The sequence below is a fragment of the Amycolatopsis vastitatis genome (assembly GCF_002234595.1).
GTDB classification, from domain to species: domain Bacteria; phylum Actinomycetota; class Actinomycetes; order Mycobacteriales; family Pseudonocardiaceae; genus Amycolatopsis; species Amycolatopsis vastitatis.
In genome coordinates this window covers 48,611-61,587 of sequence record NZ_NMUL01000022.1, presented here as the reverse complement: position 1 = coordinate 61,587, position 12,977 = coordinate 48,611, and the positions used below count along the sequence as shown (strand labels likewise).

At 72.4% G+C, this 12,977-nt stretch carries 14 protein-coding genes; 7 read left to right on the top strand and 7 right to left on the bottom strand.

Going from position 1 to position 12,977, the window contains the following annotated elements; translation table 11 throughout:
- Window positions 1-14 precede the first annotated feature (14 nt).
- Window positions 15-392: a DUF5313 domain-containing protein gene (locus CF165_RS22385; protein WP_093949501.1), complete on the bottom strand. Its 378-nt coding sequence runs from the start codon at window positions 390-392 to the stop codon at window positions 15-17.
- Window positions 393-478: 86 nt separating this feature from the next.
- Here CF165_RS22385 and CF165_RS22380 point away from each other — a divergent pair, with 86 nt between their 5' ends.
- Together CF165_RS22380 and CF165_RS22375 are read left to right on the top strand one after the other, a co-directional pair.
- Window positions 479-916 carry a MarR family winged helix-turn-helix transcriptional regulator gene (locus tag CF165_RS22380; protein WP_093949500.1) on the top strand — a complete coding sequence of 146 codons (438 nt, stop codon included), beginning with the start codon at window positions 479-481 and terminating at the stop codon, window positions 914-916.
- Between the two features lie 53 nt (window positions 917-969).
- Window positions 970-1,851, top strand: a complete 882-nt coding sequence (locus CF165_RS22375; protein WP_093949499.1) for a TIGR03854 family LLM class F420-dependent oxidoreductase — start codon at window positions 970-972, stop codon at window positions 1,849-1,851.
- On the opposite strand, the gene CF165_RS22370 is transcribed toward CF165_RS22375, so the two are convergent.
- Window positions 1,848-3,359, bottom strand: a complete 1,512-nt coding sequence (locus tag CF165_RS22370) for an MDR family MFS transporter (RefSeq protein WP_093949583.1) — start codon at window positions 3,357-3,359, stop codon at window positions 1,848-1,850. The genes CF165_RS22375 and CF165_RS22370 overlap by 4 nt on opposite strands.
- A 112-nt stretch (window positions 3,360-3,471) precedes the next feature.
- On the opposite strand from CF165_RS22370, the gene CF165_RS22365 reads away from it, so the two are divergent.
- Window positions 3,472-4,632 (top strand): DUF1015 family protein, encoded by a 1,161-nt coding sequence (locus CF165_RS22365; RefSeq protein WP_093949582.1) that lies wholly within the window; start codon window positions 3,472-3,474, stop codon window positions 4,630-4,632.
- Here CF165_RS22365 and CF165_RS22360 read toward each other — a convergent pair.
- Together CF165_RS22360 and CF165_RS22355 are read right to left on the bottom strand one after the other, a co-directional pair.
- Entirely contained in the window at window positions 4,629-5,552 is a 924-nt protein-coding gene (locus CF165_RS22360; RefSeq protein ID WP_093949498.1) for a prenyltransferase/squalene oxidase repeat-containing protein, read from the bottom strand. The two genes, CF165_RS22365 and CF165_RS22360, sit on opposite strands and share 4 nt — an antisense overlap.
- Complete coding sequence (locus CF165_RS22355; RefSeq protein WP_093949497.1) at window positions 5,552-6,058, bottom strand: DinB family protein; 507 nt, start codon at window positions 6,056-6,058, stop codon at window positions 5,552-5,554. The genes CF165_RS22360 and CF165_RS22355 overlap by 1 nt, the downstream gene beginning before the upstream one ends.
- A gap of 54 nt (window positions 6,059-6,112) precedes the next feature.
- Here CF165_RS22355 and CF165_RS22350 point away from each other — a divergent pair, with 54 nt between their 5' ends.
- Window positions 6,113-7,192, top strand: coding sequence for an ATP-dependent DNA ligase (locus CF165_RS22350; RefSeq protein WP_205660938.1), 1,080 nt, complete (start codon window positions 6,113-6,115; stop codon window positions 7,190-7,192).
- Entirely contained in the window at window positions 7,189-8,193 is a 1,005-nt protein-coding gene (gene ligD, locus CF165_RS22345) for a non-homologous end-joining DNA ligase (RefSeq protein WP_093949496.1), read from the top strand. Before CF165_RS22350 ends, ligD begins: the two co-directional genes overlap by 4 nt.
- 5 nt (window positions 8,194-8,198) lie before the next feature.
- Here ligD and CF165_RS22340 read toward each other — a convergent pair whose 3' ends face one another.
- Window positions 8,199-9,347, bottom strand: coding sequence for an MFS transporter (locus CF165_RS22340; RefSeq protein WP_093949495.1), 1,149 nt, complete (start codon window positions 9,345-9,347; stop codon window positions 8,199-8,201).
- A 90-nt stretch (window positions 9,348-9,437) separates the two neighbouring features.
- On the opposite strand from CF165_RS22340, the gene CF165_RS22335 reads away from it, so the two are divergent.
- Window positions 9,438-10,007: a TetR/AcrR family transcriptional regulator gene (locus CF165_RS22335; RefSeq protein ID WP_093949494.1), complete on the top strand. Its 570-nt coding sequence runs from the start codon at window positions 9,438-9,440 to the stop codon at window positions 10,005-10,007.
- On the opposite strand, the gene CF165_RS22330 is transcribed toward CF165_RS22335, so the two are convergent.
- Window positions 10,004-10,258 carry a hypothetical protein gene (locus tag CF165_RS22330; protein WP_093949493.1) on the bottom strand — a complete coding sequence of 85 codons (255 nt, stop codon included), beginning with the start codon at window positions 10,256-10,258 and terminating at the stop codon, window positions 10,004-10,006. The genes CF165_RS22335 and CF165_RS22330 overlap by 4 nt on opposite strands.
- 69 nt (window positions 10,259-10,327) lie before the next feature.
- On the bottom strand, window positions 10,328-11,341 hold the full coding sequence (locus CF165_RS22325) for a CobW family GTP-binding protein (RefSeq protein ID WP_093949492.1): 1,014 nt from the start codon (window positions 11,339-11,341) through the stop codon (window positions 10,328-10,330).
- Between the two features lie 403 nt (window positions 11,342-11,744).
- Here CF165_RS22325 and CF165_RS22320 point away from each other — a divergent pair, with 403 nt between their 5' ends.
- Window positions 11,745-12,890, top strand: coding sequence for a nitric oxide synthase oxygenase (locus tag CF165_RS22320; RefSeq protein WP_240521735.1), 1,146 nt, complete (start codon window positions 11,745-11,747; stop codon window positions 12,888-12,890).
- The last annotated feature ends 87 nt before the right edge of the window (window positions 12,891-12,977 follow it).

Sequence of the window (12,977 nt, the reverse complement as noted above, 5' to 3'; positions counted from 1 at the left end):
TGGCCCGACTCTAGCTAACCCTCCGACGGCGTCCGGTAGCGCGCGACGTAGCGCGCGGTCGCCTCGGCGTTCTTGACTTCGGCGGCCTCGGCGCGCAGACGGCGTCCGGTGTTGTGCGGGAAGCCCTGCCGGCCGAGCCGGTGCTCCACGCTCTCCTCCATGTACGCGCAGGAGTAGAAGTACGCGACGAGGGCGGCCATGAGGACCAGCGAGAGCCGCAGCCAGATCGAGCCGGGCAGGAGCAGCCAGACCGCGCACAGCGGCACGATGCCGACCGACCGCTGGAGCACGTACCGGGCGCGCCAGTGCTTCGACGTCGCGTCGTGCCGGACCCAGTCGTTGTAGCGCTCGGGAAGCCGCACACCCACGGCGTAGCCGATCCAGCGGAGCACTCCAGGTCGTTCCATGACTTCGAGAGTACCCTAATGCTTAGTGCACTAAGCATTAGCGCGATCGACGACACAGTAGGATTGGCGGCATGATCGACCTGGGTGAAGACCCCCTGAAGCTGGACCGGCAGGTGTGTTTCGCCCTGTCGGTGGCTTCGCGCAGCGTGATCGCGATCTACCGGCCGCTGCTCGAGCCGTACGGGCTGACGCATCCGCAGTACCTGGTGATGCTCGCGCTGTGGGAGCGTTCGCCGCGGTCGGTGAAGGATCTCGGTGTCACGCTGCGCCACGAGCCCGCAACGCTGTCACCGCTGCTGAAGCGGCTGGAAGCGCTCGGGTACGTCACCCGAGCCCGGAGCCGGTCGGACGAACGGCAGCTGACGGTCGAGCTGACCGGAGCCGGCCGGGCGCTGCGGGCGGAGGCGGAGAAGATCCCGTACAAGGTGGTCGAGGCACTCGGCATGGAGGTCGCCGAGCTGGAAGCGCTCCACGCCGTGCTGACCCGGGTCATCGACGCGACAGCGTGAGGAATTCCTGGCCGCCCGGCGCGTTCCCTTCGAAGAGCGTCCCGGGAGGAACCGTGCTGAAGATCAGGCTGGGCGTCGCACCGGCGCCGGGGACCGGGCCGGCCGGGTTCGCCGGGCTAGCGGAGCGGCTGGAGCAGGCGGGCGTCGACTCGCTGTGGTTGTCCGAGCTGGTCTACTCACCCGAAGTCGACCCGATGATCGGCATGGCGCACGCGCTGGCGCGGACGTCGCGGCTGAAGGTCGGCACCGGCGTCGCGATCCTCCCCGGACGGCACCCGGTGCTGGTGGCCAAGCAGCTGCGCACGCTGGCCGGCCTCGCGCCGAAGCGGGTACTGCCGGTGTTCGGCCTCCGCCCGGCCCGCCCGGCGGAAAACGACCTGTTCCCGGTACCGCCGGGCCGCCGCGCGGCGGTCTTCGACGAATCCCTGACCCTGCTGCGACGGCTGCTGGAGGAGGATGAGGTGTCCTTCGACGGCGAGTTCTTCCAGGTTTCCGGAGTTTCGCTGGGACCGCGTCCCGCGAAGCGCCTCGACGTCTGGCTGGGCGGAACGGCCCCGGCGGCCCTGCGCCGCGCGGGCCGCCTGGCGGACGGCTGGCTGGGCAGCTTCCACACGCCGTCCGAAGCGCGTGCCGCCCGCGTCGCCATCCAGGAAGCCGCGGCGGAGGCGGGCCGTGAGATCGAGGAGGACCACTTCGGGCTCAGCCTGGCGGTGGCGGACAAGGGGATCCCGGACGAACTGGCCGCCGTGGCTGCTCGCCGACGGCCCGGAGTGCCGGTCGAAGACCTCGTGGCGACGAGCTGGCCGGAGGCGCGGCGGCTGGTGGAGCAGCACATCGAAGCCGGGCTGTCGAAGTTCGTGATCCGGCCGGGGCACGGGGATTTCGAGGGTTTCCTGGAGAACTTCCAGGCAGAGCTGCTGCCGCTGCAGAACTAGAACTCCAGCTGCGCGGTCTTCCTCGGCATCAGCAGCAGCGCCCCCACCGACAGCACCGCCACCGCCAGCAGCCCCACGAAGACGTAGTGCGTCGCGTCCGCCAGGGCTCCCCGGACGAACGTCGTGACCGGCGAGTCGTCCGCGTGGCCGCCCAGCACCAGGCTCGTCGCGTCCACCGACGGCGGCAGGTGGCCCGCCACCTCCGCCGGCGGCGAAGCGAACCGCGACGCCAGCGTCGCGTTGGCGATCGCGCCGAACACCGCCGCGCCGACCGCGCTTCCCAGGGAGCGGCTGAAGAGGTTCGTCGCCGTCACCACGCCGCGGCGGTCCCAGCCCACCACCGACTGGATCGCCACCAGGGTCGGGCTCGCCGCCAGGCCGAGGCCCAGCCCGAGGACGAACGCCGCGAGCGCCGCCGACCAGATCGACGATCCGGGGCCGAGCAGCGCCACGAGGACGCCGCCCGCGATGATGAACACGCTGCCGATCAGTGCCGTGTCGCGGAAGCCGATGCGCAGGTAGATCTTCCCCGCCAGAGAGGCCGAGACCGGCCAGCCGACCGTCAGCGCCGCCACCGCGAACCCGGCCACCAGCGCGCCCGCGCCCAGCACGCCCTGGGCGTACGTCGGCAGGTACGAAGTCAGGCCCATCAGGATCGCGCCGACCACCACCGCCACCAGGTTGCCGCCCACCAGCACCCGGCGGGTGAACACCCACAGCGGCAGCACCGGCTCGGCCGCGCGCTTCTCCACCAGTACGAACGTCACCAGCAGGGCCGCGCCCGCGACGAAGATCGCCACGCTCGGCAGCGAACCCCAGCCCCACGCGACGCCACCTTCGAGCAGGCCCAGGATCACCAGCGAGCAGCCGAGGGTGAGCAGCGCCGCGCCCAGGTAGTCGACCTTGTGCGGCTTGCGTTCCACCCGCTCGGCGAAGTTGCGGTACAGCATCAGCGCGGCGATCGCGCCGAGCGGCAGGTTGATGAAGAAGATCCACCGCCAGTCCAGGTACTCCGCGAACAGCCCGCCGAGCGTCGGGCCGACCACGGAGGCCGCGGCCCAGACGCCGGCCACGTAACCCTGCACCCTGGCCCGTTCCTCCACCGTGTACAGGTCGCCGATCACCGTCATCGCCATCGGCTGGATCGCCCCCGCCCCGATGCCCTGGACCGCGCGGGCGGCGATCAGCACCGGCATGCTCCACGCGGCGCCGCACAGCACCGAGCCGACCAGGAACGCCGCGATCCCGAAGAACATCACCGGGCGGCGGCCCAGCACGTCGGCGAACTTGCCGTAGAGCGGCACGGTGACCGCCTGGGTGAGCAGGTAGATCGAGAACAGCCACGGGAACTGCGAGAACCCCCCGAGGTCGCGCACCACCGACGGGACGGCGGTCGCGATGATCGTGCTGTCCAGCGCCACCAGCCCGGTGCTGAGCATGACCGCGATCAGGACCGGGCCGCGGTCGGACCGGAAACCGACTCCCCTGGTCGCGGTGGGGGCCGGCATCGGTGGCGTGCTGCTCGGGACGGTCATGACCGGAGTCAACTGCTTTGCCGCCCTAAGCATTCCGGGTCCCGGCGAATTCCCGTCCCGGTCGCCATCGCGCAAGATGGTCAGGATGAACGACTGGATCCGGCCGATCGGGCGGGGCTGGGTGGTCCGCGAAGCGGTCCCAGGCCCCGACGTCGACGAGTTCGCCGAGCCCGACCGGGTGATCGCCGCGCTGGCCGCGCCCGGTGCCGCGGACAGCCTCCTGGCGGTGCAGCACCCCGCCCGCACACCCGCGGCCCTGGCCCGCGGGCTCGACCTGACCGCCGCCGTCCCGGTCGCCCGCGCCGTGCTCGAACGGCTCCGCAAGCGGTTCTACCGGCCGGTGCGCGAAGTCGTCGCGCCCTACCGGATCGAAGGGCCGGACGGCGTGGCGCTGGGCCTGCTCTGCCTGGTCGACCCGGCGGCGGTGACCGACGACGGCGCCGCGCGGGTCCGCCACACCGAGGACGTGTACCCCGACGTCGTGGCCGAACGGGCCGCGGTGCTCGCCGGGCTCGGCTGCGCGACCAGCGCGGCGATGCTGGTCCCGGCGTCCGGCGGCGAGCCGCTGACCGAGCAGGTGGAGCAGGCCTGCGCCGCCCTCGGCCTGCCCGATCTGTCCACTTCGGACGCGGCGGGCCGCCGTCACGACCTGTGGGTGGTGCCCGCCGGGCCGCTGCAGAGCCGGCTGCTGGCCGCGGTCGCCGGCGCGGACCTGCTGGTCGCCGATGGCAACCACCGGGTGGCCGCGGCCGCGGCGGCCGGGCACGGCGCGCTGCTGGCCCTGGTCACCGCGGGGCCGCGGCTGCGGATCGGCGCCATCCACCGGGTCCTCACCGGCACCGGCCTCGGTCCGGAAGACCTGGTCTCGCGGTGGTGCGCGGCCGGGCTGGACGTCCGGTACGACGAGCAGGCCGTGCCGGTCACCGGCGAGGTCGTCGTGCGAGCAGGCCCGGCCGTGCTGCGGGTGCCGCTGCCGGAGCAGGACCGGCCGTGGCCGGTGATCGACCACGAGGTCGTCGAACGGGTCCTGTTCGCCGACGCGCTCGGCGTCGACCCCGACGGGCCCTGCGTCCAGCCGCTCCCGGCGGGGCGGCCGCTGCCGCCGGACGCGGACGCCGTGGTGATGCTGGCGCCGGTGCGGTATTCCGACGTCCTCGCGGTGCACGCGGCGGGGCGCCGGATGCCGCGGAAGGCCACCTACTTCACGCCGAAGCCGCGCAGCGGCCTCCTGCTGGCCGAACTTTAGCGGGCGTCCCACCAGGTCAGGACCCGGGTGGCGAACAGCGTCAGCCACTTCGACGGCTGCCCGGCCGGGACGTCCACTTCGAACCACACCCGGCCGGAGTCCGTCCGCTGCTGCAGCCACGTCCCGTCCGGCTGCCGTGCTTCGCGGATCAGGGCGATCGCCTCGGCCATCCGCTCGTCCGGACGGCCGGCGTCGCGGAAGTACGAAGCCGCGTTGAGCACGTCGTAGCGCCAGCGGAACGGGTAGCCGAACTCGCGCACCCACGGCGCGATCGGCTCGCCGGTGGAAAGGCGGCGGAACAGCCGGCGCTCCAGCAGGTACTCCTCGCCTGCTCGGCGAGCCGCACGTGAAGCCGGAGTCCCGCCCGTCGCCTGCTCGTACGCGAGCAGGCCCTTGAGCGAGTTGAGCGTCGAGTGGACCGACGAGCGCGTGGCGCCCTCGACCCACTCGCAGTTCCAGCCGCCGTCGGGCAGCTGGTGCGCGGCGAACCACTCGGCGATGCCCGTGACGTCCGTGCCGAGCCACACCCCGTTGGCCAGGGTCCAGGCGTTGATGCAGCAGTCGACCTCGCCGTCCCAGTAGGGCAGGTCGTCGTACTCCCAGCGGCAGTTGCGGGCGAGCAGTTCGGCGGTGCCGCGCAGCACGGAGGCGTCGAGACCCCATTCGCGCAGGGCGTTCAGGGACCACGTGGTCGCCGTCCAGGGCTGGGGCTCGTCGCCGTGGAAGCCCGCCGGGAAGAACGCGCCGCCCGCCCACCGGCCGTCGGGGTCCTGCCGTGCCAGCAGCCGCGCGCCGAACCCCTCGGTCGCGATCCGCGCTCGCGTCGCTCGCCAGACCTCCGGCGGTTCGCCCGCCAGGTCGCGCTCCACCTGCCAGCGCAGGGCCGGGTCGGAGTCGCGCAACCAGGCGAGCGGGTCCATCAGGCCCCCGTGACGCCGTCGATGGCCTCCCGCAGGAAGTCGGCGTGGCCGTTGTGGCGGGCGTATTCGTGGATCATGTGCAGCATCACCAGCCGCAGCGAGACGTCCTCGCCCCAGCGCGGCTGGTACCCGGTGACGTCGAGGGACTCGGCCGCTTCTTCGATCTTGCGGGACTGCTCGACCTCGGCCTGCCACGCCGCGAAGGCTTCCGAACGCGTCGACGCGCTCGCGTCGTAGGCGGCCTGGTAGTCGCCCTCGTCCGACCACACGAGCGGGACGTCTTCGGCGCCGATCACCCGCCGGAACCAGGTGCGCTCGACCTCGGCCATGTGCCGGACCAGGCCGAGCAGCGAAAGCGTGGACGGCGGGCTGGCCGCACGGCGGAGGTCCTCGTCGGACAGTCCGTCGCACTTCATCGCGAGGGTGGCGCGGTGGAAGTCGAGGAAGGTACGCAGCATTTCGCGCTCGCCGCCGGTCAGCGGCGGTGCGGGGCGTTCGGTGGTCACAAGGGAGTGTGTATCACGTCCAGAAATGTCGTACCTGTGTTTTAAGCTCGCGCGGTGGACCTGCCTGTGATGCCGCCGGTGCGGCCGATGCTCGCGAAAGCCGTGCACGCCGTGCCGCGTGCGCCCGGGCTGCTGTACGAGCCGAAGTGGGACGGCTTCCGCTGCGTCGTGTTCCGCGACGGCGACGAGATCGAGCTCGGCTCCCGCAACGACCGCCCGCTGACCCGCTACTTCCCGGAGCTGGTGGAGCTGCTGGCCGCCGCGCTGCCGCCGCGGTGCGTCGTGGACGGCGAGATCGTGCTGGTCACGCCGGCCGGGCTCGACTTCGAGACGTTGCAGCTGCGGCTGCACCCGGCGGCGTCGCGCGTGCGCAAGCTGGCCGAGGAGACCCCGGCCAGCTTCATCGCCTTCGACCTGCTCGCCCTCGGCGACACCGACCTCACCGAGGTGCCCTTCCGCGAGCGGCGCAAGCAGCTCGAAAGCATCCTGAGCACCGCGGCCGAAGGGCTGCAGCGCGTCCACCTGACCCCGCTGAGCGACGACCCCGCGCAGGCCGAGGACTGGTTCACCCGGTTCGAGGGCGCGGGCTTCGACGGCGTCATGGCCAAGCCCGCCGACGAGCCGTACGAGCAGGACAAACGCGTGATGTGGAAGGTCAAGCACGAGCGCACCGCGGACTGCGTCGTCGCCGGCTTCCGGTGGCACAAGGACGGCGTGGGCGTCGGTTCGCTGCTGCTGGGCCTGTTCGACGACGAAGGCGTGCTCCACCACGTCGGTGTCGCGAGCAGCTTCACGAAGGCGCGGCGCGGCGAGCTGGTCGAAGAACTGGCGCCGCTGCGGGAAAACGCGCTGGACGGCCATCCCTGGCGGACGTGGGCCGAGTACGAACCGGACCCGGGCCGCAAACCCGGGGCGATGAGCCGGTGGGCGCCGCAGAAGGACCTGTCGTGGGAGCCGCTGCGCCCGGAGTGGGTGGCCGAGGTCCGCTACGAGCACCTGCAGGGCGGCCGGTTCCGCCACGGCGGGCGGCTGGTCCGGTTCCGGCCCGACCGCACGCCGGAGTCCTGCACGTACGCCCAGCTCGACGAGGCGCCGCCCGCCGAGCTCGCGAAGCTGTTCGGGGAGGCGCGATGAGCGGGGCGGTGCTGCTCGACGTCGACGGCGTCGAGGTCAAGATCAGCAGCCCGGACAAGGTCTACTTCCCGGAACGCGGCGAGACGAAGCTCGACCTCGTCGAGTACTACCGGGCGATCAGCGGGCCGCTGCTGGCGCGGCTCGGCGGGCGCCCGCTGCTGCTGGAGCGCTACCCGGACGGCGCCGGTGGCAAGAACTGGTTCCAGAAACGCGTCCCGAAGGGCACGCCGCCGTGGCTGACCACCACCGTCGTCACGACCCCGAACGGCACGACGAGCGACGCGCTGGTCGCGAAGGACCTGGCCCACATCCTCTGGGCGGTCAACCTGGGCTGCCTCGGCTTCCACGTCTGGCCCTACCTCGCCGACACGCCCGAGGTCGCCGACGAGCTGCGCGTCGACCTCGACCCGTCGCCCGGGATCGGCTTCGACGAGCTGCGCGAGGCCGCGCTGCTGACCCGGGAGTTCCTGGCCGAGCACGGCATCGAGGGCCACCTGAAGACGTCGGGTTCGCGGGGGCTGCACCTGTACGTGATGCTCGAGCCGCGCTGGGACAGCTTCCAGGTGCGCGCCGCCGCGGTCGCGCTGGCCCGCGCGCTGGAACGCCGGCATCCGGAGAAGATCACCGCGCAGTGGTGGAAGGAGGAACGCGGCTCGCGCGTGTTCGTCGACTTCAACCAGAACGCGCCGCACAAGACCGTGTTCGGCACCTGGTGCGTGCGCCCGCGCGTCGGCGGCCAGGTCTCCACGCCGATCGGCTGGGACGAGCTGGACGCCGTCGAGCCCGACACGCTCACGCTGAGCACGGTGCCCGCCCGGGTCGCCGAGCGGGGCGATCCGTGGGCCGGGGCGGGGGAGCGGCCGCAGTCGATCGAGCCGCTGCTCGAGATGTCCGAAGCGGACATGGCGAACGGGCTCATGGACGCGCCGTGGCCACCGGTCTACCCGAAGATGCCGAACGAGCCGCCGCGCGTCGCGCCGAGCCGCGCGAAGAAGGAGTGACGGGATCACTCCGACGGCGGCCCGAAGCGGTGGTGGAGCTGGCTCCACGCCGTGAGTGCCACCAGCGCGGCCAGCCCGAACACCGCCGCGGACCCGATCCCCGCGGCCGCCGCGCCGGCCAGCGGTGAGGCCACGGTCTGGCCGGCGCCGAGCCCGGCGAACGACCAGGTGACGCCCCGCGCGGGCCGGTCCGGGAACACCCGGGCGGCCCAGAGGATGCAGAGCCCGGTCAACGCCATGTAGGTGCTGCCGAACAGCGCGCTGGAGAGCAAGGCCCCGGCCACCCCCGGGCAGGGCAGGGCCAGCAGCGCGATACCGGCCGCGGCCAGCGTCCAGGTGGCGAGGTTGACCGTCCGCAGCCCCGCCCGCCCGGCCGCGCGCCCGGCCAGGCCGCCGAACAGGCCGGCCACGCCGATCGTGGCCCAGCACCAGGTCGCGGCCACCGGGCCGAGACCGGCTTCGGCGAGCCGCGAGCTGGAAAACGTCCAGTACGGCGCGCTCGTCACTCCGATGAGGACGGAGTTGACCACGAGCGGAACCGGCGTGTGGCCGCGACCGGAAGCCGCCGGGACCTCGGCGGAAGCGGGTGGCCGGGGCAGCGTCCGCCAGGCGAGCAGAGTCACCCCGACGCCGAGGACGGCGAACGTCCACCAGATCGCGGGCCAGCCGAACGCCAGCAGGGGAGTGAACGCCGACGCGGCCAGCCCGAGCCCGGTGCCGGTGTTGGCCCAGGTCTGCGCCCCGGCCCGGGCGCGCGGGCCGACCGTCTCGCCGATCAGCTGGGCGACCCCGGGCGAGACGAGGCCCGCGCCGGTGCCCGCGAGGACGATCCCGGCCCCGAACACCACGACGCCCGCGGCCGCCGCCATGAGCGCGAGCCCGAGCGTGGCCGACGCTCCGGCCAGGATGACCGTGCGGCGGGCGGACCGGCGGGACGTGGCCGGGGACACCAGCAACCCGAGGCCGTAGCCCGCCGTGGACAGGCCGCCGAGGACGCCGACGCCGGTGGTCGTGAGCCCGAACGTCTCGCTGAACCGGGGCACGAACAGCCCGTACGCGTAGCGCGCGAAGCCGTAGCAAAGGGCGATCACGCCCGCGCCCGCCGCGGCGACGGACCACCACCCCGTCGTCTTCTCCTCCGTTCCGCTCACCATGCCATCCACTGAACAGACAGGTCTGTATGGTGTCAAGCGATGATAGAGTCATCGCAGGTGAACGCTGATACCGACTTGTCTGGAGGGCCCGTGGGCCGCACGCGTCCCGGTGATGCCGGAGCGAAGGTGCTGAAGGCCGCGTCGACGCTGTTCTACCGCGACGGCATCCACGCCGTCGGCGTCGACACGGTGGCGGCCGAAGCGGGCGTCACCAAAGCCGCCCTCTACGGCAACTTCGGCTCCAAGAGCGGCCTGGTCGTCGCGTACCTGCGGGAGCGGGACCGGCGGTGGCAGGCGGAGATCGACCGGATCACCGCCGCGCACACCGAACCGCGGGAACGGGTGCTGGCGGTGTTCGACGCGTATGAAACCTGGCTGTCCCGCGACGGCTACCGCGGCTGCGCGTTCCTGAACGCGACGTCGGAGTTCCCCGACCCCGCCGATCCGGTCCGCGAGGTCGTCCGCCACCACAAGACCGCGCTGCGCGGCTACCTGCAGGCGCAGCTCGAACGCGTGATGCCCGGCCGCGCCGACGCACTGGCGGACGAGCTGATGCTGCTGCTCGAGGGGGCCGCGGTCAGGTCGGTGGTCGACCGGAGCACAAGGCCGTTCGTCACCGCGAAGCGGCTCGCGGCGACCTTGACCGGCTGGACCGGCTAGACCGGCAGATCGAGGGCGAGCTGGCCGCGGTCCTCGCCGACGCCGGACAGCGTCGCGACGCACGCCGGGCACGGCGTCACCTCGGATGTCGCCAAATCGAGAGGCTTCCAGCTGCGGGACTCCCGTGCGCCACACGCCGAACGCCGGTAGCGGAGGTCGCCGGAGCGGGTCATCAGGTGGGCCAGCGGGACGTCTTCGGGCAGCACGCCGACCAGGTACCAGCGTGGTGCGCTCACCGCGGTGGTCGTCATGGCGGTCAGTGTCCGTCGCGGCCGACGGAACCCGGGAGCATTTGCCGATCTTCGGCGTGGCGGCGCGCCTCAGGCCTCGTCGGGCAGGTAGCGGAGGATGTGCAGCAGGCCGCGCTCGTCGACCACCGACGGGTCGGGCGCGACGCACCCTTCCAGCTCGGTGAGGACGGCGCCGGTGTCGATCCCGGTGCCGATCAGGACCAGTTCCGTCCGCCGGGGCGCCCGCGACGGCCAAGCCGACCGTTCGAGCTGCACGAACCCGCCGACGGTGTGCAGGTGGAAGCGCGATCCGGCGCCGAAGTCGGCCTGGCCCTTCATGCGGTAGAGCCCGGGCGGCCGGCGCTCGAGGAACTCGACGAAGGCGCGCGGGGCGAGCGGGGTATCGGCGGTGAAGGTGACCGTCTGGTACTCCGCGTGCAGGTGGTCCGAGTGGTCGTCGTCCTCGCGCAGGTCGTCGAAGGACAGCTGACCGGCCCGCTCGCCGCGGGGTTCGGGGTCGAAGAACAGCCGGGGATCGACGCGCCCGTGCGAGGTGACCAGCAGCGGGCAGCCCAGGGCCAGCTCTTCGACGGTCGCGGTCAGCTTGGCCAGCGCCTCGGCCGGTACCCGGTCGGCCTTGTTCAGCACCACGAGGTCGGCCAGCCGGAGGTGGCCGGCCAGTTCGGGGTGGCGCTCGCGGGAGACCTCGAACTCGGCCGCGTCCACGACCTCGGCCAGCCCGCCGTAGCGGATGTCCGGGTTTTCGCTCGCGATCATCAGCCGGATCAGGTCGCGGGGCTCGGCGATGCCGCTGGCCTCGACGACGATGACGTCGATGCCCGCCTCGGCGCTCGACAGCCGTCCGAGCATCGCGTCCAGTCCGCTGGCGTCCACGGCACAGCAAAGGCATCCATTGCCGAGCGAGACCATCGTGTCGACCTGGCCGGCGACGGCGAGCGCGTCGACGTTGACCTGGCCGAAGTCGTTCACCACGACGCCGACCCGGGCGCCCTCGCGGTTGGCGAGCAGGTGGTTGAGCAGAGTCGTCTTGCCCGCGCCGAGGAACCCGGCGACGAGGACCACGGGGATGCGCCTGGCGCTCACGAACCGTCCTTCCTGTGCCGATCACCCGACTCTAACGCCGGCGCCTGCCGTGCCCATACACGGGTGACTGCCACCGGAGAAGGCCGTTCGGCGAATGCCCACGAAAAGACGCAGGTATCACCGCGGGAAAAGGATCACGCGGATTTAACCGTCCCCAGTGATCGATTGACGGAAAATGCGGTGCGCCATGTCCGAATGACACTTGGTAGTGGTCATTGTTTCGGACTCGGCAGGGATGACGGGGAATTGCGGGACGTGAGGTATCCTCGCCCGCCTGACCGGAAGTCCCAGGGCAGTGGGAACTTCCGGGCACGGTGTCGTGGGCGACCATCGGAGGAACGGTGAACCTTTTCGTCGGGATGCAGATCGCGATTTCGGAGAGTGGGGTAACGCGATGACGGTTATGCCCGAGCGGGTGACGGGGTCGATCCCGCTTTACCCTCGGCGCGTCTCGGGGGAGCAGAGCGTCAATTCCGCGGAGGCGGAGGAATTCCTGGACCGGATGTTCGCCGAAGGCGCCGCCCCGGAAGGCGACCGGTTCGAAACCCGGCTCGCGGAAGTCCGCGCGGAAATCGCGGAAACGGGCACCTACCGGCACACCGCGGCCGAGCTGGCCTACGGCGCGCGCGTCGCGTGGCGCAACTCCGCGCGCTGCATCGGCAGGCTGTACTGGCGCAGCCTCCGGATCCGGGACCGGCGCCGGGTCACCGACCCCGCCGCGATCGCCGGCGAGTGCGTCGCCCACCTCCGCCAGGCGACCCGCGGCGGGCGGATCCGCCCGACCGTCACCGCCTTCGCCCCCGGCACCCCGGACGCGCCGGGGCCGCGCATCCACAACGAGCAGCTCATCCGCTACGCCGGGTACCGGCTCGACGACGGTTCGGTCCTGGGCGACCCGCGGTACGCCGAGTTCACCGAGCGGGTGCGAAGACTCGGCTGGCGGCCGCCCGAGCGAAGAGGGTCGTTCGACGTCCTCCCGCTCCTGGTCGAGACGGCCGCCGGGGAGCCGCGGCTGTTCACGCTGCCTCCGGACGCCGTCCTGGAGGTCCCGCTGACCCACCCCGACCACCGCTGGTTCGCCGGGCTGGGCCTGCGCTGGCACGCGGTGCCGGCGATCAGCAACATGCCACTGGAGATCGGCGGCGTCACCTACCCCGCGGCGCCGTTCAACGGCTGGTACCTCGGCACCGAGATCGGGGCCCGCAACCTCGCCGACGAGCAGCGCTACGACCTGCTGCCGGTCGTCGCCGAGCTGATGGGCCTGGACACCGCGTCCGACCGCACGCTGTGGCGCGACCGGGCGCTCGTCGAGCTGACACTGGCGGTCCAGCACTCGTTCGACGCGGCCGGGGTCGCCCTCGCCGACCACCACACCGAGTCGCACCGGTTCCTGTCCCACGTGGAGCGCGAGGAGCGGGCCGGGCGCCGGTGCCCGGCCGACTGGAGCTGGATCGTGCCGCCGCTGTCCGGCGGCCAGACCGCGGTGTTCCACCGCTACTACGACGAGCCCGACCCCGCTCAGCGGCCCGCGTTCCTGCCGCCGGAGTGAGCACCCCGGGCCGTGGCCGAAGAGCAACGTGAAAGCGCCCGTTCGGCGGATCGTGGCCGCCCCATGGCGCAGTCCGGCGCGGAAGGG

Coding starts and splice junctions, on each gene's coding strand:
- CF165_RS22380 (WP_093949500.1), top strand. CDS start 479: ATGATCGACCTGGGTGAAGACCCCCTGAAGCTGGACCGGCAGGTGTGT.
- CF165_RS22370 (WP_093949583.1), bottom strand. CDS start 3,359: ATGCCGGCCCCCACCGCGACCAGGGGAGTCGGTTTCCGGTCCGACCGC.
- CF165_RS22365 (WP_093949582.1), top strand. CDS start 3,472: ATGAACGACTGGATCCGGCCGATCGGGCGGGGCTGGGTGGTCCGCGAA.
- CF165_RS22360 (WP_093949498.1), bottom strand. CDS start 5,552: ATGGACCCGCTCGCCTGGTTGCGCGACTCCGACCCGGCCCTGCGCTGG.
- ligD (WP_093949496.1), top strand. CDS start 7,189: ATGAGCGGGGCGGTGCTGCTCGACGTCGACGGCGTCGAGGTCAAGATC.
- CF165_RS22340 (WP_093949495.1), bottom strand. CDS start 9,347: ATGGTGAGCGGAACGGAGGAGAAGACGACGGGGTGGTGGTCCGTCGCC.
- CF165_RS22330 (WP_093949493.1), bottom strand. CDS start 10,258: ATGACGACCACCGCGGTGAGCGCACCACGCTGGTACCTGGTCGGCGTG.
- CF165_RS22320 (WP_240521735.1), top strand. CDS start 11,745: ATGCCCGAGCGGGTGACGGGGTCGATCCCGCTTTACCCTCGGCGCGTC.